This window comes from Thiobacillus sp., assembly GCA_024235835.1.
Lineage (GTDB): Bacteria > Pseudomonadota > Gammaproteobacteria > Burkholderiales > Thiobacillaceae > PFJX01.
In genome coordinates this window covers 794,848-815,723 of the sequence record JACKLQ010000002.1, presented here as the reverse complement: position 1 = coordinate 815,723, position 20,876 = coordinate 794,848, and the positions used below count along the sequence as shown (strand labels likewise).

Below are 20,876 nucleotides of genomic sequence, written 5' to 3'. Positions count from 1 at the left end.
AAATTGTTTAACGCGAGGCTAGAAGAAGCTTTCCGGGATGATGAGCAGATCGCCGGGACGCATTTCCACGTTGGCGGAAATGTCGCCATCCTTGACCAGGTCTTCCAGGCGCACTGAGAACTGCTGGGGTTTGCCGTCCACTATGCGCAGAATGCTGGCCCGGTTGCCGGCGGCGAAATCGGAAATCCCGCCTACGGAGATCATCACGTCCACCAAAGACATGTTTTCACGATACACCAGGGTCTGGGGCTTGGCCGCCTGGCCGAGCACGCGGATCTGCTGGCTATAGGGGCCGGAACCGCCCGCCACGATCACGGTCACGATGGGATCCTGGATATAGCGCGCCAGGATCTTCTCTATCTCCCTGGCCAGTTGTGTCGGCGTCTTGCCGCTGGCGGGCAAATCCTCCACCAGGTTCATGGTCATCTTGCCATCCGGTCGGATAGGGAAGCTACCCGACACTTCGGGATTGCCCCAGACGAATACGTTTACTGAATCACCCGGTCCCAACAGGTACAACCACTCCTCGGCACTGGAGGTCTTGGCAGGAGCAGGCGGATAAATGGGATCCTTCGCGCAAGCGGAAAGCATGGCTGCAAGCACAAGAAGCCACAGATAGCGTTTCATTTGAGTTCCCTCACCAGAAATAAGCCGTTGGATTATGCCACAGGGCCTTTTACGGATTTTTAAGAAGAATCTTTAATTGAGACAACACCCGGCTGACGCCCTCAAGGCATAAACAGGCTGACTCAGCCCTGTATTGGGGTCGCCGCCATCTCCCTGCGAGGTTTAGCTTGTATTCTCGGGACCAGACACCTGCAACGCTTCTTGGGCAATGGCCAAAGACTTCTCTTGGCCGCAACCCACAGTCTCAGTCCAGCCAACGCACCAGGTAATAGAGCTTGTAGCCCTCGGAAGAACGGGAAGGCCCCGAGGCCACGGCCGCACAATAACCATCATGGGGCCTGGCTGCAGCGCGTGCCTCTTCTTCACTGGCATGCACGGTCACGCACCCTTCCGGGAAACGCTTGCGCCCTCGCTTGGGCGCATAGATCACCACATGCCTTGTCCGGACAACGGTGGACTCGGTATCCGAGATCAAGCTGGCGATGGCTTCCGCCATGGCGGCACAATCCTCAGTTCAGCTTTGTTCCCGAGGACGGGTTGAACTGGATCGGCTGGGAACTGGGTGTTTCATCCGTGTAGTGGGGACGCTCGTTCCGGGAAAGCCCAAGCGCCTCGGCCAGTTCCGCTTCACGGGCCGAGATTAATCCCAGGCACATGCGGATGTTTTCCACGGTATCCGGGGAAAGGGGACTGGGATTTCCGTCCCTGGGGGCCGTATCCCGCACGATGGAAGTCAGCGTCTTGCGCATTGCCCGCATGATTTGCTGTTCCTTGCTCAAATCCATGTCGCTCATGACCAGTCCTTGCATATATACACATGGGACCATTGTCTGCGCCAAACCTGGCATCAGCAACCACAAGCTCACCAAGGGCAGCCAATTTCCAAGCTTGAACAACAGGAGCACCCCACTCCCCATAGGTATCAACAAGCCCAGACTCAAGTAAACTAGCAGACAGCCGATAATAAAAAACCGACCCCTTGTCCATGGCATCATGAAACAACAATTCACACTACTCGCCGCAGCCTTGGCCCTGGGCCTGAATGGCTGCGCTACCCATGGTGACCCCAACGATCCGCTGGAGCCCATGAACCGTGGCATACACAGTTTCAACGAAACCGTCGACAAGGCGGTGATCAAGCCCGTGGCCCAGGGCTATGACGTTGTGATGCCAGGCCCCGTAAAAACTGGCGTAAGGAACTTCTTCTCCAACCTGAACGATGTCACAGTCCTGGCCAACGACATACTCCAACTGAAACTGGAACAGGGCGCTTCCGACTTCCTGCGCATTGCCTTCAACAGCACCCTGGGCTTCTTTGGCCTACTGGACGTCGCCTCGGAAATGGGGCTGCGCAAGCACGAAGAAGACTTCGGCCAGACCCTGGGTCGATGGGGCATCGGCACTGGTCCCTACCTGGTATTGCCTTTCATAGGCCCCAGCGACTTCCGCGACACCGTGGGCTATGTGTTGGACACGGAGTACACAGACCTGGTCCGACTCCATAATCACGTACCCACCCGCAACCCCGCCCTGGCCCTGCGTGTCGTGAGTCGCCGCACCGACTTGTTGGAGGCCAAGGACGCCGTGGACAGAGCCGCTCTGGACGGCTACGAATTCATGCGTGACTTCTACCTGGAGCGCCGCAGGAGCCTGGTCCACGACGGCAAGCCCCCCGAAGATAAATATTGATGAACAAGGCCTTCATTCGGGAAGATACCCCGGAGGAAGATGACGAAGAGGCGGGCATGCCCCCGCTTCCCGCGGGCACAAAAAACTACATGACCCCCGGGGGTCATGCCCGCATGCACGCGGAACTGCTTCACCTGGTCAAGACGGAACGTCCCGAGGTGGTCAACGTCGTGTCCTGGGCAGCGGGCAACGGCGACCGCTCCGAAAACGGCGACTACATCTACGGCAAGAAGCGCCTGCGGGAAATCGACCGGCGCATCCGCTTCCTCACCAAGCGCCTGGAAAACAGTGTGGTGGTGGACCCCCGCCAGCAGGAGAACACGGACCGCGTATTCTTTGGCGCCACCGTCACCATCATTGACGCAGAGGGCATCGAGGCCTCCTACAGCATCGTGGGCATGGACGAAGCCGACCCCGGCCGAGGCCGCATCTCCTGGATCTCGCCCCTGGCACGGGCCCTGACCAAATCCCGCCTGGGCGACACGGTCCGCTTCCAGGCCCCTGGCGGCACCAGGGAATTGGAAATCGTCGCCATCGATTACGCCGACCTGGAATAAGGCCCAAGAATCGGCGCCTTCCGTTAATATGCCAAAAATACTAGAGGAGACCGCCTGACCATGACCGCCATCCGTGTGCTGCTGGTGGATGACCACCCCCTCCTGCGCCTGGGCGTGCGCCGTTCCATCGAAAACGAAGAAGGCTTTATCGTGGCTGGCGAATGCGAAAATCTGGCCTCCACCCGCACGTGGCTGACGGCCGGTGGCAAGGCGGACGTGGCCATCCTGGACCGTAGCCTGCCTGACGGCGACGGTCTGGAAGTCATGCCCGAACTGAAGGCGGCCGGCATGAAGGTCATCATCCTTACCGTGGAAGACGGGGACGAGGAGATTCGCGCCGCCATCGACGCCGGTGTGGACGGCTACCTGCTCAAGTCCTCCGACACCGAACAGATCACCCATGCCATTGGCATCGTGCTCCAGGACGCCGGTGCCTTCCCGCCCCAGGTGGTGCAGAAACTCACCCGCAGCACCGGCGAGGACCCCCTGGCCAAGCTTTCGGTGCGTGAGTTGGAAATCGCGGAATACGTGGCCCAGGGCTACAGCAACAAGGTTATCGGCGCCAAGCTCAACCTGTCCGACAACACAGTGCGCAACCACCTGGCCAACATCATGCAGAAACTGAACTTCCACAACCGGGTACAGGTCGCAACCCTGGTGCTGCAACACTTGAAGAAGACCAAGCGGATCTGACCTGCGCGTCCATGCAAACATTCCTGGCCATCCTGTTTCGCTGCGTCCTGGCATTCGGCCTGGGGTTCACCCCCGTGGCCAACGCCCTGGACATGGCGGCCATGAGCGCCCCCCAGGAAGACGTGCCGCCCTGCCACGCACCCAGCCAGGATTCCCAGCAGTCCGCCGACAAGTGCTGTGGTGCTGCCCATTGCCACTGCGCCATGGCCACCGCCCTGCCGGCGGAATTGCCTGTCGTTGCCCACCCCATCATGCCGTCGGACCATCCCCAGACCGTGCGGCAACTCACCCTCCAGCAGTCCGTCGTCCCAGACACCCCCCCTCCGCGCGCCTGACCCACTCGTTCTTTCTGGGTCATTCCGGCTGCCTGGCAGCCACATTGCGCGGAGCGTTCCATGAACCGTCATTTCCATTGCCGAGGCGTGCTGCCTCGGATCGCCCTCATTGGGCTTTCCGCCCTGTCCGGCGCCAGCCTGGCGGACACCTCCCATCTCGGCCTGGATGAGGCCGCTGCCCTGGCCGTCCGGCAGCAGCCCCAGCTGCTGGCCCAGGAGGCGGCCGTATCCGCCCTGAACGAGAGCGCGCCGGCGGCGGGTGAACTGCCCGACCCCAAGCTGCGTGTGGGCGTGGTGAGCCTGCCCCTGGACACCTTCGACTTCGCCCAGGAACCCATGACCCAGGCCGTCATCGGCGTCAGCCAGCTCATCCCCGGCGGCGACAAGCGCCGGCTGTCCACAGCCCGGGTGGAACGGGAAGCGGCCCAGGGCAACCAGGCCCTGTCCGCCACTGCCCGGCGCATCGCCCGGGACGCCCAGGTGGCCTGGCTGGATGTGTACTTTCCCAGCGTGGCCCAGGGCCTGGTGAAACAGGTGGAGGCCGAGTACCAGCGCCAGGTGGAATGGAGCGAGGTGGCCTACAAGACCGGCAAGCTCACCCAGGAGGAAACCCTGGCCCTGCGGGGCATGCTGGAAACCACCCGGGACCGCCTCTCGGAACTGCAAAGGCAGCAGGCCAAGGCCCAGGCCGGACTGGCCCGCTGGGTAGGCCGTGACGCGGCGAGGCCCCTGGAGGCCCTGCCGCCAGCCAGCCCACCTCCCCCTTTGACCACGGTCATCGAGCAACTGGAGCAACACCCGGAACTCACCGTCCTCAACGAGGCCGTCAGCGTGGCCCAGGCCGACGTCAACCTGGCCCGGGAGGGCTACAAGCCCGACTGGTCCGTGGACCTGAGCTACGGCCTGCGGGGCGGCGACCGGCCGGATTTCGTCTCCGTGGTGGTGGGCGTGGACCTGCCCCTGTTCCCCAAGAACCGCCAGGACAAGCGCCTGGCCGCCCGCCTCGCCAGCGTGGAACGGGCCGCGCAGATGCGTGCCGACCGGCACCTGGCCCTGAAGGCCGAACTGGAAGCCGCCTATGCCGACTGGCAGGCGGCGGACGCCCGTATCAAGCGCTTCGAGCAGGACATCCTGCCCCTGGCTGCCCGCCGTGCGGAAAGCGCCCTGGCCGCCTACGGCAGCGACCGGGCCAGCTACGCCCGCGTCCTGGAGGCCCGCCGCGCCGAGACCGAGGCCCGTTTGCAATGGTTGGCCCAGCAGGTGGCCCGGGCCCGGGCCCAGGTGCGGATCGGCTATTTCACGGCGCAATGAGGAGAACACCATGAACACGAACATGAAACTGATCGCCGCCCTCATTGCCGGCCTGGCCCTGGGCGGGGGGGCCACCTGGTACGTCCTGAAGCATCAGGGCGCCAAGGCCACGGAAACGGCCCAGGACGGCATGCCGGCCACCCAGGGCGAAAAGGCGGTCCTCTACTGGTACGACCCCATGGTGCCGGACCAGCACTTCGACAAGCCGGGCAAGTCCCCCTTCATGGACATGGACCTGGTACCCAAGTACGCCGGCGAGGACGAGGCCGGCACGGTCAGCATCGACCCCCGGGTGGTGCAGAACCTGGGCATCCGCACCGCCCAGGCGGAGCGGGGCCGCCTGTGGCGGCGCATCGACACCGTGGGCTACGTGCGGGCCGACGACAACCGGGTCCAGTTCCTCCAGGCCCGGGTGAACGGCTGGATCGAGGGCCTCCACGTCCACACCCTGAACGACCCGGTGAAACGTGGCCAGCTCATCGCCGAGGTCTACAGCCCGGACCTGTACACGGCCCAGGAGGAATTCCTCCTGGCCCTGAAGCACCCGGAGGATGCGGGCTGGATTGCCGCCGCGAAGCAGAAGCTCGCCTTCCTGGGTCTGTCCCAAGGCCAGATCGCCAATCTGGAGAAGAACGGCAAGCCCCTGCGCCGGGTGAACTACTACGCCCCCACCGGCGGCATCGTCACAAAGATCGCCGTGCACGAAGGCGCCCAGGTCACCGCCGGCATGCCCATCCTGGAGATCACCGACCTGTCCCGGGTCTGGGTCACGGCGGAGGTCATGGAAAGCCAGGCCGCCTGGATCACCCCCGGCAAGAGCGTGGAGATCAGCGTGGAAAGCCTGCCGGGGGAGGTCTTCGAAGGCACGGTGGACTACCTCTATCCCACGGTGAACACCGCCACCCGCACCCACCCGGTGCGCATCGTCCTGGCCAACAAGGGGCTGAAGCTCAAGCCCGGCATGTTCGCCCAGGTCACCCTCTATGGCGGCAAGGGCGAGGACGCCGTGCTGGTGCCCAGCGAGGCGGTCATCACCACGGGCAAGCGCAGCATCGTCCTGGTGTCCGCGGGCGAAGGAAAGTTTCAACCCGTGGAGGTCACGACCGGCATGTCCAGTGACGGCCGGACCGCCATCCTGGAAGGCCTGTCCGGCGGCGAGCAGGTGGTCACCTCCGGCCAGTTCCTCATCGAGTCCGAGGCCAACCTGAAGGGCGCCCTGGAGAAACTCAAGCCCCTCTCCAGCGCCGTCCACACGGGCACCGGCGTCATCACCAAGGTGGATGCCAAGTCCGGCGAGCTGGAGATGGCGCACGACCCCATCCCCAGCCTGGACTGGCCTTCCATGACCATGGAATTCGACGTGAAGGACAAGGCCGCCCTCCAAGGCCTGAAGGCCGGCGACAAGGTGGAGTTCGACATGGTGAAGGAGGACGGTGGCTTCCCGGTGACGGCCATCCGCCTCAGGGATGTGGGCAAATCGGCGGGCAAGGCAATAGACCAGCCCGCCGCCAAGCCCATGGACCACGGCAGCCATAGCAACCACAGCGGCCACTGAGGGGACCATCATGATCGCCAAACTCATCCACTGGTCCGTGGCCAACCGGCTGCTGGTGTTGCTGGCCACGGTCATGGCCACGGCCTGGGGCGTGGTCTCCGTGCTGAAGACCCCCCTGGACGCCATCCCCGACCTGTCCGACGTGCAGGTCATCATCCGCACGCCCTTCCCGGGCCAGGCGCCCCAGGTGGTGGAAGACCAGGTCACCTACCCCCTGGCCACCACCATGATGGCCGTGCCCGGCGCCCGGGTGGTGCGTGGCTATTCCATGTTCGGGGATTCCTACGTCTACATCCTGTTCGAGGACGGCACCGACCTCTACTGGGCCCGTTCCCGGGTGCTGGAATACCTGAACACGGCGGCCGGCAAGCTGCCGGCGGCGGCCAAGCCGGCCATCGGCCCGGACGCCACGGGGGTGGGCTGGATCTACGAATACGCCCTCACCGACAGGACCGGCAGGCACGACCTGGCCCAGCTGCGCGGGCTCCAGGACTGGTTCCTCAAGTTCGAGCTCCAGGGCCTGCCCAACGTGGCGGAGGTGGCCACCATCGGCGGCATGGTGAAGCAGTACCAGATCCTCATCGACCCGGAGCGCATGCGGGCCCTCAACGTGCCCCTGGCCCGCATCGTCGCCGCCGTGCGCCGCGCCAACCAGGAGGCCGGCGGCTCCATCCTGGAGCTGGGGGAGGCGGAATACATGGTGCGGGCCAGCGGCTACCTCCAGTCCCTGGCGGACTTCCAGGCCATCCCCGTGGGCCTGGGCCCCAATGGTACCCCCATCCTGCTCAGGGACGTGGCCCGCATCCAGACCGGCCCCCAGATGCGCCGGGGCATCGCCGAGCTGGACGGGGAAGGCGAAGTGGTGGGCGGCGTCATCGTCATGCGTTCCGGCGCCAATGCCCTGGACACCATCGCCGCCGTGAAGGCCCGGCTGGAGGAACTGAAGTCCAGCCTGCCCGAGGGGGTGGAGATCGTGCCCACCTACGACCGCTCCGGCCTCATCAAGCGCTCGGTGGAGACCCTGACCCACAAGCTGGCGGAGGAATTCATCGTCGTGGCCCTGGTGTGCGCGGCCTTCCTGTTCCACCTGCGCTCCGCCTTCGTGGCCATCGTCTCCCTGCCCCTGGGGGTGCTCATCGCCTTCATCGTCATGCGCCACCAGGGCATCAACGCCAACATCATGTCCCTGGGGGGCATCGCCATCGCCATCGGCGCCATGGTGGACGCCGCCATCGTCATGATCGAGAACGCCCACAAGCACCTGGAGGCCTGGCGCCACGCCCATCCTGATGAAAAGCCTACGGGCCAGGACTATTTCCGTCTCTCCGCCGAGGCCGCCGCCGAGGTGGGGCCGGCCCTGTTCTTCAGCCTGCTCATCATCACCGTGAGCTTCCTGCCGGTGTTCACCCTGGAGGCCCAGGAAGGCCGGCTGTTCGCCCCCCTGGCCTTCACCAAGACCTACGCCATGGCTGCCGCCGCCGGCCTGTCCGTGACCCTGATCCCCGTGCTCATGGGTTTCTTCATCCGCGGCAAGGTGCCGGACGAGCACAGGAACCCCCTCAACCGCTTCCTCATCGCCCTGTACCGACCCCTCATCGGCATGGCCCTGCGCTTCCCCAAGCTGAACCTGCTGGCGGCGGCGGTGGTGCTGGCCATCACCTGGTATCCACTTTCCAAGGTGGGTTCGGAGTTCATCCCGCCCCTGGACGAAGGCGACCTGCTGGCCATGCCCACCACCCTGCCGGGCCTGTCGCCCTCCAAGGCGGCGGAACTGCTCCAGCTTTCCGACCGCATGACCAGGACCGTGCCGGAGGTGAAGAGCGTGTTCGGCAAGATCGGCCGCGCCGACACCGCCACGGACCCGGCGCCCCTGACCATGATCGAGACCACCATCCAGCTCAAGGACCCGTCGGAATGGCGCCCGGGCATGACCCTGCAGGGCATCATGGCGGAGCTGGACCGCAACGTGCGCATTCCCGGCCTGGCCAACCTGTGGGTGCAGCCCATCCGCACCCGCATCGACATGCTGGCCACGGGCATCCGCAGCCCGGTGGGGGTGAAGATCGCCGGACCGGACCTGGCCGTCATCGAGCAGATCGGCGCCGAGGTTGAAACGGCGTTGAAGACCGTGCCCGGCACCGCCAGCGCCTTCGCCGAGCGGGTGGCGGCGGGCCGTTACCTGAACGTGGACATCGACCGGGAGGCGGCGGCCCGCTACGGCCTCAACATCGCCGACGTGCAGGAACTCATCAGCGTGGCCGTGGGCGGTGCCACGGTGGCGGAGACCGTGGAAGGCCTGGAGCGCTATCCCGTGCAGATCCGCTTCCCCCGGGAATTGCGGGACAGCGTGGAGGCCCTGGGCAATCTGCCCCTGCTCACCGCCCAGGGGGCCAGCGTGCCCCTGAACGCCGTGGCGCGCCTGTCCATCGGCGACGGCCCCCCCATGCTGAAGAGCGAGAACGCCCGCCCCAATGGCTGGATCTACGTGGACATCAAGGACCGGGACCTGGGCAGCTACGTGCAGGACGCCCAGAAGGCCGTGATCGAACAGGTCACCCTGCCCCCGGGCTACTCCATCGCCTGGTCCGGCCAGTACGAGTACCTGGAGCGGGCCGAAGCGCGGCTCAAGCTGGTGCTACCCCTCACCCTGGGCATCATCTTCCTGTTGCTGTTCCTCACCTTCCGCAACCTGTGGCAACCCCTGCTCATCATGGCCACCCTGCCCTTCGCCCTCATCGGCGGCTACTGGCTGCTCTACCTGCTGGGCTACAACATGTCCGTGGCCGTGGCCGTGGGCTTCATCGCCCTGGCCGGCGTGGCGGCGGAATTCGGCGTCATCATGCTCATCTACCTGGACCAGGCGGTGAAGGCCCGCCAGGCGGCAGGACGCTTCAACACCCGGGCCGACCTCATGGACGCCATCGTCGACGGCGCCGTGCTGCGGGTGCGGCCCAAGGCCATGACCGTGGCCGTGATCCTGGCGGGCCTGCTGCCCATCATGCTGGGCACGGGTACCGGCAGCGAGGTCATGCAGCGCATCGCCGCGCCCATGGTGGGGGGCATGGTCACCGCGCCCATGCTGTCCATGTTCGTCATCCCGGTGGTGTACCTGCTGTGGCGGGGGCGGAAACTCGCACCTTCATGACCCACGGGATTTCTCTATCAAAACATATCAATTTATATCAAATTGATAGAAATCCGGCCGCCATGTACTATCAATAACTATCAATTACTATTTTTTTGATAGTTAGATGAAGCTGCCACTTGCCCCACCACCCCTGAACAAGCTGTTCGAGTCACTTTCGCCGGAGGCCTTGTCGGCTTGGCACGCGCAGCCACAACCCGCCCTTCCCGAAGGGCGTTACCTACATTGGGACGAACTGCGCCATCGCACACCGCCTCATGGCATTACCCATGAACAATGGTGGTTGGCCATAAAAATAGCCCGTCAAGTACAAGCCCAGCCTTTGCCGCTTAAGGACAAGAATGGGCAACCCTTCATCTACACCATGCCGGCGCCCGTCATCCAGGCCCTGCATTTCATTGACCGTGATGCATCGGGCCAGATATTGATGGATGGCCCAGTGGCCTCGCCCCAGGACCGGGACCGTTATCTGGTGAGTTCCCTCATCGAGGAAGCCATCACCTCCAGCCAGTTGGAAGGTGCTTCCACCACCCGCCGGGTGGCGGAGGACATGCTGCGGGCAGGGCGGCGTCCGCGCACGACGAGCGAACGCATGATCTTCAACAACTACCAGGCCATGCGGCATATCCGCGCCATCCAGGACCAGGCGCTAACGCCCGCCGCGGTATTGGAACTACACCGGATGCTCACCCTGGATACCCTGGATGACCCGGCTGACGCAGGCCGCTTGCGTCAGGCCGATGACATCCACGTCGTGGACCCTCGTGACGGCCAGACGTTGCATATCCCGCCCTCCGCCGTCCACTTGCCCGAACGCCTGGAGAAGCTCTGCGCCTTCGCCAATGGCACAGAGAAGGACGTGCCCTACATTCACCCGGTGGTGCGCGCCATCCTGCTGCATTTCATGCTGGGCTACGACCACCCCTTCGTGGACGGCAACGGACGCACGGCCCGGGCCCTGTTCTACTGGGCCATGTCACGGCAGGGCTACTGGCTCATGGAATACCTGTCCATTTCCAACATCCTGCGCCAGGCCCCCGGCCAGTACGCGCGCGCCTACCTGCACACCGAGACGGACGGGGCCGACACCACCTATTTCCTGCTGCACCAGCTGGACGTCATCCATCAGGCCATCGATGCGCTGAAAACCTATCTCGCGGAAAAATCCCATGAGCTGCGTGCCACGGAGAAACTGCTGCGCAGCGTGGAATTGCGCGCGCGCTGCAACCATCGCCAGATCGCCCTGCTGGGACATGCGCTGAAACATGAAGACGCGATCTATACGGTGGAAAGCCACCGCGCCTCCCACGCCATTGCCTACGCGACAGCGCGCAGCGATTTGCTGGCCCTCGTGGACATGGGCCTGCTCCATGAATCCAAACAGGGGAACCGCTGGGTATTCACCGTGCCGGACGATCTTCACCGCAAGCTGAAAAAATAATCCCATGGAAACCTCAAGGTCCGATTGCCGTCCCGGTTGCGGCGCCTGCTGCATCGCCCCCTCCATCACCAGCCCCCTGCCCGGCATGCCTGACGGCAAACCCGCAGGGATGCGCTGCGTGAACCTGGATGCCGAAAATCGGTGCAGGGTATTCGGCAGGCCGGAGCGACCCGCCTTCTGCGTCGGCCTGCAAGCTTCCGAGGAGATGTGCGGCGACAACCGGGAAGCTGCCCTGGCCTGGCTGGCAAACCTGGAGCTGCGAACCAGGCCTTAACAAACCCTCTCGCGGGCCGCTGTTAGAATCCCCCGGCCCCCATTTCCCTGAGATCTTCCCGTGGATTCCATGCTGCTGTTCAAGGCCCTCATACTCGGCATCGTCGAGGGCCTCACCGAATTCCTGCCCATCTCCAGCACCGGCCACCTGATCATCGTCGGCAGCCTGCTGGATTTCACCGATGAGCGCAGCAAGGTATTCAAGATCGTCATCCAGCTGGCCGCCATCCTGGCGGTGTGCTGGGACTACCGGGCGCGTATCGAACAGGTGGCCACCGGACTGAAGAGCGACCCGGTGCAGCGCCGATTCGTCGGCCACCTTCTGGTGGCCTTCATGCCCGCGGCGGTGCTGGGAGTGATGTTCCACAGCACCATCAAGGCCTATCTGTTCAACCCACTGACCGTGGCGGGGGCCCTCATCGTCGGCGGTCTGGTGATCCTCTTTATCGAGAAACGGGCCTATCACCCGCGCCTGCAAAGCGTGGACGAGATGGACTGGAAAGTGGCGCTGAAGGTGGGGTTTGCCCAGGCCATGGCCATGTTCCCGGGCGTCTCCCGGGCCGGTGCCACCATCATGGGAGGGCTGGTGTTTGGCCTGTCCCGCAAGGCAGCCACGGAATTTTCATTTTTCCTGGCCATTCCCACCATGCTGGCCGCCACGGTATACGACCTCTATAAAAACTGGTCCCTGCTGGACATGGGAGACCTGCCGGTATTCGCGGTAGGCTTCGTGGCCTCCTTCCTTGCCGCCATGGTGGCAGTAAAGGCCTTCCTGGGCTTCGTCTCCAATCACACCTTCGTCGGCTTCGCGTGGTATCGCATCGTATTCGGCGTCGTGGTGCTATTGTCCGCCTACAACGGCTGGGTGGATTGGACCGTATGATCCAGCCCCTGTTTCAGGCCTCGCTCATCACTCCAGAACCCGCCAGGCTTGCGATCTCCGCCAGCAGTTCATCCTCCTGGAACGGCTTGCCCAGATAGGTATTCACGCCCAGCTCCTGGGCGTGGGCCCGGTGCTTTTCCGCGGTGCGGGACGTGATCATGATGATGGGCAAACCGGCCAGCCGGGGATTGCCACGAACGCTCTGGGTCACCTCGAAGCCATCCATGCGTGGCATCTCGATGTCCAGCAGCATGACCGCCGGCAACTCGTGTTCCAGCAGTTCCATGGCCTCCACGCCGTCCTTGGCGGTGATGACCCGGTAGCCTTCCCGCAGCAGCAAGCGGCTGGTGATCTTGCGCACGGTGAGGGAGTCGTCCACCACCATGACCAGGGGGCCCTGCTCGCCTTCGGCCTCTTCCTCTTCCACGGTGAGCTGGGGGGCCCGCTCGGCCAGGAGGAAGGGGTTCAGAATGAGGGCCACGCGGCCGTCGCCCAGCACCGTGGCGCCGCTGATGCCGGAAATCCGGGCCAGTTGGGGCCCGATGGGCTTCACCACGGCTTCCAGGTTGCCTTCCAGGGCATCGATGCGCAGGGCCAGGCGGGATTCGCCCGCCTTGAGCAGCAGCACCGTGCGTGTCTTGCCCTCCCCGGGCTGAGGCTTGCGCTCCACCAGTTCCGCCAGGGTGCGCAGGGGGTAGAGCTCGGCATCCAGCTCAAGGTAACCCCGCTCGTGCAGTCTGTGCACTTCGTCCGCCTTCACCTCCTTCACCATGGTGACCAGGTTGGCGGGCAGGGCCCAGGTCTGGTCGCCGGCCCCAGCCAGCACCACCTGGGTCAGGGCCAGGGTCAGCGGCAGGCGGATGGTGAAGCGGGTGCCCTGGCCGGGCGTGCTTTCCATGCGCACCCGGCCGCCGATGCCGGCGATCTCGTTCTTTACCACGTCCAGGCCCACGCCCCGACCGGCCAGTTCAGTCACCACCTGGGCAGTGGAGAAGCCGGAACGGAACAGGAATGCCTCCACCTGGTCCGGCGTGATGGCCTGGTCCTGGGCCAGCCAGCCGTGCTCCACGGCCCGTGCACGCACCGCCTCCGCGTTCACCCCGCCGCCGTCGTCGGACAGGGTGAGCACGATCTCGTTACCCTCCTGGCGCGCAGCCAGGCGGATTTCGCCGTAGTCCTGCTTGCCTGCGGCCGCACGCACCGAGGGGGGCTCCACACCGTGGGCAACGGCGTTGCGCACCAGGTGCTCCAGGGGAGCGGCGATCTTGTCCAGCACCACCCGGTCCAGCTCGGTCTGGCCACCCTCCAATTCCAGCTGGGCCCGGCGGCCGGTTTCCTTGGCCGACTGGCGCACGATGCGGTAAAGCCGTTCACCCAGGGTATTCAGGGGCACCATGCGCATGTGCATGAGTTCCTGCTGCAGGGTGCGGGCCATGCGCCCCTGCTGGATGAGGGCGGTATCCGCCTCGTTCAGGCCCGCCAGCAGGTTGTCCTGGGCGGTGGATACGTCGTTCACGCTTTCCGCCAGTTGCCGGGTCAGTTCCTGGAGACGGGAAAAACGGTCGAACTCCAGGGGATCGAACTGGTTGGCCTCCATCTGGGACAGGCGGGAATGCATCTGGGTCTCGGCCTGGATCTCCAGTTCCCGCAACTGGGCGCGCAGGCGCTCCACGTTGGCGGCCAGCTCCTGGGCCGTCTGCCGGTAGCCCTTCAGCACGTTCTCGATCCGCGCCCGGGCGATGGCCACTTCCCCCGCCTCGTTGAGCAGGGTGTCCAGCACGTCGGACTTCAGGCGCAGGGCCTGGCGCAGGCGCAGGTCCTCCTCCAGGCTGGCCTTAGCGGCAGCCGGGGCAGGCTGGGCTGCGGGGGTTGGGACGGGGGCGGCCCGCTGGGCTTCCGCCTGGGGCGCGGTGGATACCGCAGGTGTTACCGCCGTGCCCGTCCTGAGGCCCTCCACCACATCGTGGATCTGGTCGTACGCTCCTTCCAGGTGATCAAGCAGTGCGGCCTCGACGGTCCCACCCGACGCTCCCAGGACCTGGGTTTCCATGCCGTGGATCTTCTCGCCGAGAGTCATGGCACCAGCCATGCGGGCTGAGCCCTTGAGGGTGTGCAACACCCGCTTGAGGGCATCCCCCGCGCCGGCACTATCCGGCTGGGCCCGCCAGTCGCGCAGTGCCTCCCCTATTCGAGGCAGAAGTTCGTCGGCCTCTTCCAGGAAGACCGGCAGCAATTGCTCGTCGATCTCGTCCCGGGCAGGAGGCAATTCCTCGGCCACCGGCGCCTTGGCCGCCGTGGAAACAGGCGGCATATGGTCCAGCACCGCCCTGACCTCCCGCGCCATCTCCGCCTCCTGGGCGGCGATGGCCTCCGGGGTCATGGCCCGCGCCTCGGCCTGCCAGGCGTGGTGTACCAAGGGCTCACCAGACTCCGGCAACTGGGGACCGCCCCGCAGGTGCTCCACCATGTCGTAGATCTGGTCGTATTCCCCTTCCAGGCCGTCCAGGTAGGTGGACGTGGCTATCCCGTCCGCATGCTCCATGACCCGGCTTTCCATGCCGTGCACCTGCTCGCCCAGGCGCATGGCCCCGGCCATGCGGGCCGAGCCCTTGAGCGTGTGCAGGACGCGCTTGAGGTCATCGCCGGCTGCGCCGCCCACCGGCTGGGCGCGCCAGTGGCGCAGGGCCTCACCGATGCGCGGCAGCAGCTCGTCAGCCTCTTCAAGAAAGATGGGCAGCAACTGGGCTTCGATTTCATCCCGCAACGGGGGCGGTGGCTCGGGCGCGGGCAGTGGAGGTGAAACCTGAATGGCCGCTTCTTCCCCTGCCGATTCCGTTTCCTCGGGTTCGACCTCCCGCGATAGCGGGCCAGGCACGTCCGCATCCCCAGAACCCCGGGGAACTGGAACAGCCTCGGCAGTCCACGCCTCCAGGCCGGACTTGAGGCGCTCCACCATGTCATAGACCTGGTCGAACACCTCTTCCAGAGAATCCAGCAAGCCGTCCAGGGGGCCGTCGCCCGACTGTTCCATGACTTGGGTTTCCATGCCGTGGACCCGCTCTCCCAGGCTCATGACGCCGGCCATGCGGGCCGAACCCTTGAGGGTGTGCAGCACGCGCTTCAGATCGTCCGCCAATCCTTCATCGTCCGGCTGGGCACGCCAATGGCGGAGGGCCTCGCCTATGCGGGGCAGCAACTCTTCCGCCTCTTCCAGGAAGACCGGTAGTAGTTGTTCGTCCAGTTCGTCCCGGACTGAAGATACCTCGGGCATGTCTGGGACAGGCATGGGGGAAGGTGCGACAGGCACCTCCACCGGGGCTTCCTCTGCGGCAGGCCCAGTCTGAGTTGAACGCACGGCGGCAGGGGCCTGCAATTCCGCCAACATCTGCTCCACGTGGGCCAGGGAGGAGGGAAAATGCCGTGCACGGACTTGCTCGTAAGCGCCCGAGAGTTCATTCAGCACATTTTCAAGGCCAGCCACCACTTCCGGCGGCAGCACCCGGGTCTTGTCCGGCCAGCCGCCACTCCAGATTTCCACCGCATGGGCCGCCTCGGCCAGGGGCGTCAGGCCCGTGGTGCGGGAGATACCCGCCAGGGTATGGGCACCCCGGATGAAAGCCTCCCAGGGGGCGGGGCGAGGTGCCCGGGACATCTCTGCCAGGGCGATGGCCATGTCCTGGAGCCGTTGGGCAGCTTCTTCGGTGTATATCTCGAAAAGTTCGGCGGGCAGCACATGCCCGTCCAGGTCCACGTCCTGCTCGACCATGGCTTCACTCCTGGGGATTTCGCGCTCGCCGGCGGCCGCGGAAGAATCCGCCGGCGCGCCGGCATCAGGCTTTGGGGGTGGGTCTGCCTCGATATCCGGGGCTTGCGGCACACCCTCTCCACGAAGGAGCCTGGCATGCTCCACCAGGTGGCCGGACTCCACCTGGGCCTGTCCTTGCTCTTCCAGTTCCATCACCCAGACCTGGAATGCGTTGCCGGCCTCTTCCAGAAAGGCCAGCAGGCCCGGGGTGGGCGTGCGCTCGTCGCGCAGCCAGAGATTCAGGGTCTGTTCCACTTCCCAGGCGGGTTCCGCCAGGTCGGTGAGCCCCACCATGCGGCCACTGCCCTTGAGTGTGTGGAATCCGCGCCTGACCACGGCGAAGGCCTCGTGGTCGTAGGGGCTGACATGGAGACGCGAGACCTGCACGGCGATGGTGGACAGCACCTCGTTGGCCTCCTCGATGTAGGTCTCCATCAGTTCCCGGTCCACCACGTCGCTGGAGGCCTGTGCCAGGCGCTGGATTTCGGCGCTGGGAGCCACCTTGGCCTTGGCCATGGCGGCTGCGGCCGCGCCAGCCTGCTCCGCTGTGCCTTCCAGGGCCTGCCTGAGGCTCTCGGCCTGGTCACGCAGGTTGCCGTCCCCCACCAGTTCCGCGTCCCGCATCAGGGCGGCCAGGTCTGCCTTGAGCTGGGACTTGGCTGCCTCGCTTCCGCCTACGGCCAGCCACTGGTTCACGGCCTCCGCCAAGCGCTGGGTCTCGGCACGGGCCTGGGCCTCCACCGAGAGTTCCTTGGGCTGGGGCTTGGCCTCGGGCGTGGCCAGGAGCCGCTTCATTTCCGCGGGATCATTCCGGCCGTAGCGCAAGGCATCCACGTAGAGACCCAGGGTGGAGAGGGCCTCGGCCACCCAGTTCAGGTTCGCGGGCGGAACCTGAACGTCCATCTCGTCGAAGTGGCCGATGCGGGTGATGGCCTCCGCCACCAGGGCGCTGGCCACGTCCAGTTGCAGGATGTTGAGAGCGCCCTGGATCTGCTTGAGGAGGACTGGCACCTTGGGCAGCGCACCCCGTTCCTGCTCGTTGCGGAAGAACTTGTCCAGTATCTCTTCCACCAGGTGCAGGTTGGCCTGGATCTCGTGGTTGACCTGGGCCAGCAACAACTTTTCCTGGGCCGCCTTGGAGAACTCGTCCAGCAGGTCCACATGAGGGATGTTCTCGGTCTTGAAGGTGGGGTCGATGGCCGCCTGGACCCGCATGGCCTGGGCTTCGGCCTGGAGTTTGAACTCCTCTCCCAGGGACTCGAAATGGTCTGCCGCGTTCAGGCCCAGCAGCAGGGCGGTGGCCATCTCCACCTGCAGGGCTTCGTTGTGGCTGGCATCACCCACCCCGGGCATGCGCTTGGCCACGGCCTGGACAATGCGGGTCAGGTCCTTCATGGCCTGGTTCGGCAGGCGCACCGCCGCTTCGAACAGGCCGGTGGCCGAATCCTGGAAGGCTTCAAGGCTGTCCGCCCGGCCGCCGCAGTATCGTATCCAGTGGTCCTTGGCGCTGTTCAGGTTGTCCTTGAGGCTGGCGATGAATGGCAACATCTCTTCCGGCAGCCCGGAGGAGATGGACGGGAAATAGCGGCGCAGCTGATAGAGGTCGTTCACCTCGGCCGTGCGGCCGCTGGGCACCGGATCCTGGGCCACGTAGTAGAGCACGTCGTTGAAAAGGCGCTCCGCCAACTGGCGGGAACCTTCCATCAGACGGCGCATCTGCAGATCGATGCGCCCACACAGGCGCTTGAGCCAAATATCCGCGGGCACGGCTTCCCGACGCATGGCATCGATGAGACCCACCGCGGACCACCAGAAACCGTATTGGGTCGCCCCGGGCGCCAGTTCCTCCACCTTGCGCACCGCCAGCTCCATTGCGTTCAGACCAGCCAGGGGGTCCTTGTTCTGCAACAGCTGCAGCAGGCCACGCTGGTAGCTGGCCCGCACTGCGCGGAGGGTAGAGGCCCGGGCCGTATCGTCCAGCAAGGGTTCGGCGGCCCGTTTGGGCGGTCTTGCATCGGTATTGGGGAAAAACAGCTCGCTTGGAGGCGGCGCGTCTCCGCCCCGTTGCGACACCACAGCCCGATAGACAGGCGTCAGCTTGATTTCGGCGGGGGGTGCGCCCGCCATGAGCCCGTCCAGATAGCCCTTGATGCCATCGATGCCCGCCAGGGCCGCGTCCAGGGAAGCCTGGGTACGCAAGGGCGGCTGCTTGGTCATCTCCTCCAGCAATTGCTCCGTGGCCGCGGTGAGCAAGGAAACTCCGCGCAGGTCCACGATCTGCAGGGCGCCGTAGACCTGGTGCAAATGGGCGGCGGCGGCCTTGAGAGGATTGGTGTCCTCGCCATTCCACCCGCCCAGGGCCTCCAGGGCCGCCAGGAGGGCGTTGTCCAACTCCGGCTTCACCCAGGTCAGGGGGCCGATGTCGAAGTCATCCAGCTGCATGTTCATTGCTGATTCCCCATGTGGATGGATTCCGTTCCTCGCCTCAAAGCTTGAAGCCGGATACGGAAACCTTCAGCTCGTCCGACAGCATGGCCAGCTGAGTCACGGATTCCACGCTGCGACGTGTACGGTCTGTGGCCTGTTCGGTCACGTCCAGGATCTGTTGCATGGTCATCATCACCTGCTCGGCGGTGCGGGCCTGGCTGCGGGTGGCATCGGAAATGTTCTGGATGAGGCGGGCCAACTGGTCCGACACCGACTCGATCTCCGCCAGGGAGACGCCCACGGCATCGGACCGGGCCGCACCCTGGACCACGCCCTGGGTGGAGGCCTCCATGGCGTTCACCGCATCCTGGGTGTCGCTCTGGATGGTCTTGACGATGGCGCCGATGCGGCGCGTGGCCTGGGCGGAGCGTTCCGCCAGGCGCTGCACTTCCTCCGCCACGACGCTGAAGCCCCGGCCCGCTTCGCCGGCCGCCGCCGCCTGGATAGCCGCGTTCAGGGCCAGCACATTGGTCTGCTCCGTAATGTCGGAGATCAGGTCCACGATCTCGCCGATCTCCTGGGAGGACTCGCCCAGGCGCTTGATTCGCTTGGAGGTCTCCTGGATCTGGTCGCGGATGACGTTCATGCCGGCGATGGCGTCCCGAACAGCGTCACCGCCCCGACGGGCGGTGACGAGGGATTGTTCCGCCACGGCAGTGGATTCGGCGGCGTTCTCGGACACCTGCACGATGGAGCGGGACATCTGGTTCACCGCCTGGGTGGTTTCGGCGATCTGCCTGGCCTGGACATCCGAGGCCTTGAGCAGTTCTTCGGCGTTGCCCCGGGCATCGCTGGAAGACCCCGCCACCTGTTCCGCCGCGCGGTTGATGCCCTGCACCAGCATGCGCAACTCCTCGATGGCGAAGTTCACCGAGTCGGCGATGGCACCGGTGATGTCCTCCGTCACCGTGGCCTGCACCGTCAGGTCGCCCTCGGCCAGGTCACCCATTTCGTTCAGCAGCCGCAGGATGGCGTCCTGGTTGCGGCGGTTTTCCTCGGCGGCCTCCTGGGCGCGGCGCTGGGCCTCCTGCACGTTGAGCATGGCCAGGGCCAGCATGGCCGTCAGGGCGATCAGGGCGAAGACGACAGCGAACAGCAAGGTGATGCCGGTCCCAGTGGCCTGGTAGCGCTGGGTAAGGGCGTAGGTCATGGCCAGCAGTTGGTCGGATTCGTCGAACAGTTCCCGGGCGGCCCGCTTGGCCTCCACCAGGGGGGCCATGTTCTTCAGCACGTTGTTCACCTGGGACTCGAAGCCGGCGAATACTTCCTGCAACTCCAGGACCTTGTCGCGGGCATTGGCGTCCGCCACCGCGCCCAAACCCAGTGAATCGCTGCCCTTGAGCAGGCCATCCAGCACATCTCGGAAGGTGCGGGCGTCCTGGGCCAGCTGGAAGGCCGTTTCCGGGTTGATCACGTCGGAGGAAAGCAGCGCGTTGGCGTTCTTGGCCATGCGCTGGGTCCACAGGGACTGCTGGTTGGCGAAGGCCCATTGCCTGGAACCGTTGGGCAGCAGGGCCGCCACCTGTTCCGTCAGATCCAGCAACTCGGTGTTGCGCTGGTTGATCTCCGCCAGGGCCCTGCCCAGGCTCACCAGGGTTTTCTGCTGACCGCTCAGGGCCTCGATATCCTTCTTCGAGGTGTCCCAGCGTTTTTTCAGGGTCGCCAGATCGTCCTGCAGTGCACCGGGGGAAGCGGGAACGCTTGCACCGCCCGAGATGAGGGTATTGAGGCCATCGGCAAAGGCCTGGCGCGCCTCATCCAGCTGGGCGAAGGCCTTGGCGTTGCCCAGCACCGCCTGCTGGGCGGTCTTGGTGTAGCGCTGTGACAGCATCTGCAAGCGGGTGGAGATCTCGATGTACTCGGCGCGGTTGCCCACCTGGATGATGTTCCAGACCAGGAAGGCGGCGGCCAGCAGCACGGACACCAGCAACACCGCCACCAGCGCGGGCTGGCGCTGGTCCTGGGACAAACGGTTCAGCAAGGGCACACGGTCCGGGTCCACCGTGCCCAGACGGGCCATGGTGGCACTTACGCCAGGCCCGATACGCTCGGCCAGGCGCGTGAAGACATTGCCT

15 protein-coding genes are annotated in these 20,876 nt (G+C 65.1%); 10 read left to right on the top strand and 5 right to left on the bottom strand.

Translation table 11 applies throughout. The annotated features are described in order from the left end of the window. Positions 1-18: 18 nt before the first annotated feature. From H6935_12065 to H6935_12055, 3 genes are all read right to left on the bottom strand, one after another. Positions 19-627, bottom strand: coding sequence for a polysaccharide biosynthesis/export family protein (locus tag H6935_12065; protein ID MCP5279080.1), 609 nt, complete (start codon positions 625-627; stop codon positions 19-21). A 244-nt stretch (positions 628-871) separates the two neighbouring features. Next, positions 872-1,123 carry a hypothetical protein gene (locus H6935_12060; GenBank protein ID MCP5279079.1) on the bottom strand — a complete coding sequence of 84 codons (252 nt, stop codon included), beginning with the start codon at positions 1,121-1,123 and terminating at the stop codon, positions 872-874. A gap of 13 nt (positions 1,124-1,136) precedes the next feature. Beyond that, on the bottom strand, positions 1,137-1,421 hold the full coding sequence (locus H6935_12055) for a hypothetical protein (GenBank protein MCP5279078.1): 285 nt from the start codon (positions 1,419-1,421) through the stop codon (positions 1,137-1,139). Positions 1,422-1,620: 199 nt separating this feature from the next. Between H6935_12055 and H6935_12050 the strand changes: the two genes are divergently transcribed. From H6935_12050 to H6935_12005, 10 genes are all read left to right on the top strand, one after another. Beyond that, positions 1,621-2,316, top strand: a complete 696-nt coding sequence (locus H6935_12050) for a VacJ family lipoprotein (GenBank protein ID MCP5279077.1) — start codon at positions 1,621-1,623, stop codon at positions 2,314-2,316. After that, positions 2,316-2,873, top strand: coding sequence for a transcription elongation factor GreB (gene greB / locus H6935_12045; protein ID MCP5279076.1), 558 nt, complete (start codon positions 2,316-2,318; stop codon positions 2,871-2,873). Before H6935_12050 ends, greB begins: the two co-directional genes overlap by 1 nt. A 60-nt stretch (positions 2,874-2,933) precedes the next feature. Next, positions 2,934-3,566 (top strand): response regulator transcription factor, encoded by a 633-nt coding sequence (locus H6935_12040; GenBank protein ID MCP5279075.1) that lies wholly within the window; start codon positions 2,934-2,936, stop codon positions 3,564-3,566. Positions 3,567-3,577: 11 nt separating this feature from the next. Continuing rightward, positions 3,578-3,901 carry a hypothetical protein gene (locus H6935_12035; protein MCP5279074.1) on the top strand — a complete coding sequence of 108 codons (324 nt, stop codon included), beginning with the start codon at positions 3,578-3,580 and terminating at the stop codon, positions 3,899-3,901. Positions 3,902-3,961: 60 nt separating this feature from the next. After that, complete coding sequence (locus H6935_12030) at positions 3,962-5,212, top strand: TolC family protein (GenBank protein ID MCP5279073.1); 1,251 nt, start codon at positions 3,962-3,964, stop codon at positions 5,210-5,212. A 10-nt stretch (positions 5,213-5,222) separates the two neighbouring features. Next, the gene (locus H6935_12025; protein ID MCP5279072.1) at positions 5,223-6,767 is read left to right on the top strand and encodes an efflux RND transporter periplasmic adaptor subunit; all 1,545 of its coding nucleotides are present in this window, start codon (positions 5,223-5,225) and stop codon (positions 6,765-6,767) included. A gap of 10 nt (positions 6,768-6,777) precedes the next feature. Further along, positions 6,778-9,912 (top strand): efflux RND transporter permease subunit, encoded by a 3,135-nt coding sequence (locus tag H6935_12020; protein MCP5279071.1) that lies wholly within the window; start codon positions 6,778-6,780, stop codon positions 9,910-9,912. Positions 9,913-10,018: 106 nt separating this feature from the next. Continuing rightward, complete coding sequence (locus tag H6935_12015) at positions 10,019-11,353, top strand: Fic family protein (protein MCP5279070.1); 1,335 nt, start codon at positions 10,019-10,021, stop codon at positions 11,351-11,353. A 4-nt stretch (positions 11,354-11,357) separates the two neighbouring features. Further along, entirely contained in the window at positions 11,358-11,627 is a 270-nt protein-coding gene (locus H6935_12010; GenBank protein MCP5279069.1) for a YkgJ family cysteine cluster protein, read from the top strand. Between the two features lie 60 nt (positions 11,628-11,687). Then, positions 11,688-12,509: an undecaprenyl-diphosphate phosphatase gene (locus H6935_12005; protein MCP5279068.1), complete on the top strand. Its 822-nt coding sequence runs from the start codon at positions 11,688-11,690 to the stop codon at positions 12,507-12,509. A gap of 13 nt (positions 12,510-12,522) precedes the next feature. Here the strand turns inward: H6935_12005 and H6935_12000 are convergent, their stop codons facing one another. Together H6935_12000 and H6935_11995 are read right to left on the bottom strand one after the other, a co-directional pair. After that, on the bottom strand, positions 12,523-18,762 hold the full coding sequence (locus H6935_12000; protein ID MCP5279067.1) for an Hpt domain-containing protein: 6,240 nt from the start codon (positions 18,760-18,762) through the stop codon (positions 12,523-12,525). 37 nt (positions 18,763-18,799) lie between these two features. Beyond that, positions 18,800-20,821, bottom strand: a complete 2,022-nt coding sequence (locus tag H6935_11995; protein ID MCP5279066.1) for a type IV pili methyl-accepting chemotaxis transducer N-terminal domain-containing protein — start codon at positions 20,819-20,821, stop codon at positions 18,800-18,802. Positions 20,822-20,876 lie beyond the last annotated feature (55 nt).

Coding starts and splice junctions, on each gene's coding strand:
- H6935_12065 (MCP5279080.1), bottom strand. CDS start 627: ATGAAACGCTATCTGTGGCTTCTTGTGCTTGCAGCCATGCTTTCCGCT.
- H6935_12060 (MCP5279079.1), bottom strand. CDS start 1,123: ATGGCGGAAGCCATCGCCAGCTTGATCTCGGATACCGAGTCCACCGTT.
- H6935_12055 (MCP5279078.1), bottom strand. CDS start 1,421: ATGAGCGACATGGATTTGAGCAAGGAACAGCAAATCATGCGGGCAATG.
- H6935_12050 (MCP5279077.1), top strand. CDS start 1,621: ATGAAACAACAATTCACACTACTCGCCGCAGCCTTGGCCCTGGGCCTG.
- greB (MCP5279076.1), top strand. CDS start 2,316: ATGAACAAGGCCTTCATTCGGGAAGATACCCCGGAGGAAGATGACGAA.
- H6935_12040 (MCP5279075.1), top strand. CDS start 2,934: ATGACCGCCATCCGTGTGCTGCTGGTGGATGACCACCCCCTCCTGCGC.
- H6935_12035 (MCP5279074.1), top strand. CDS start 3,578: ATGCAAACATTCCTGGCCATCCTGTTTCGCTGCGTCCTGGCATTCGGC.
- H6935_12030 (MCP5279073.1), top strand. CDS start 3,962: ATGAACCGTCATTTCCATTGCCGAGGCGTGCTGCCTCGGATCGCCCTC.
- H6935_12025 (MCP5279072.1), top strand. CDS start 5,223: ATGAACACGAACATGAAACTGATCGCCGCCCTCATTGCCGGCCTGGCC.
- H6935_12020 (MCP5279071.1), top strand. CDS start 6,778: ATGATCGCCAAACTCATCCACTGGTCCGTGGCCAACCGGCTGCTGGTG.
- H6935_12015 (MCP5279070.1), top strand. CDS start 10,019: ATGAAGCTGCCACTTGCCCCACCACCCCTGAACAAGCTGTTCGAGTCA.
- H6935_12010 (MCP5279069.1), top strand. CDS start 11,358: ATGGAAACCTCAAGGTCCGATTGCCGTCCCGGTTGCGGCGCCTGCTGC.
- H6935_12000 (MCP5279067.1), bottom strand. CDS start 18,762: ATGAACATGCAGCTGGATGACTTCGACATCGGCCCCCTGACCTGGGTG.
- H6935_11995 (MCP5279066.1), bottom strand. CDS start 20,821: ATGGCCCGTCTGGGCACGGTGGACCCGGACCGTGTGCCCTTGCTGAAC.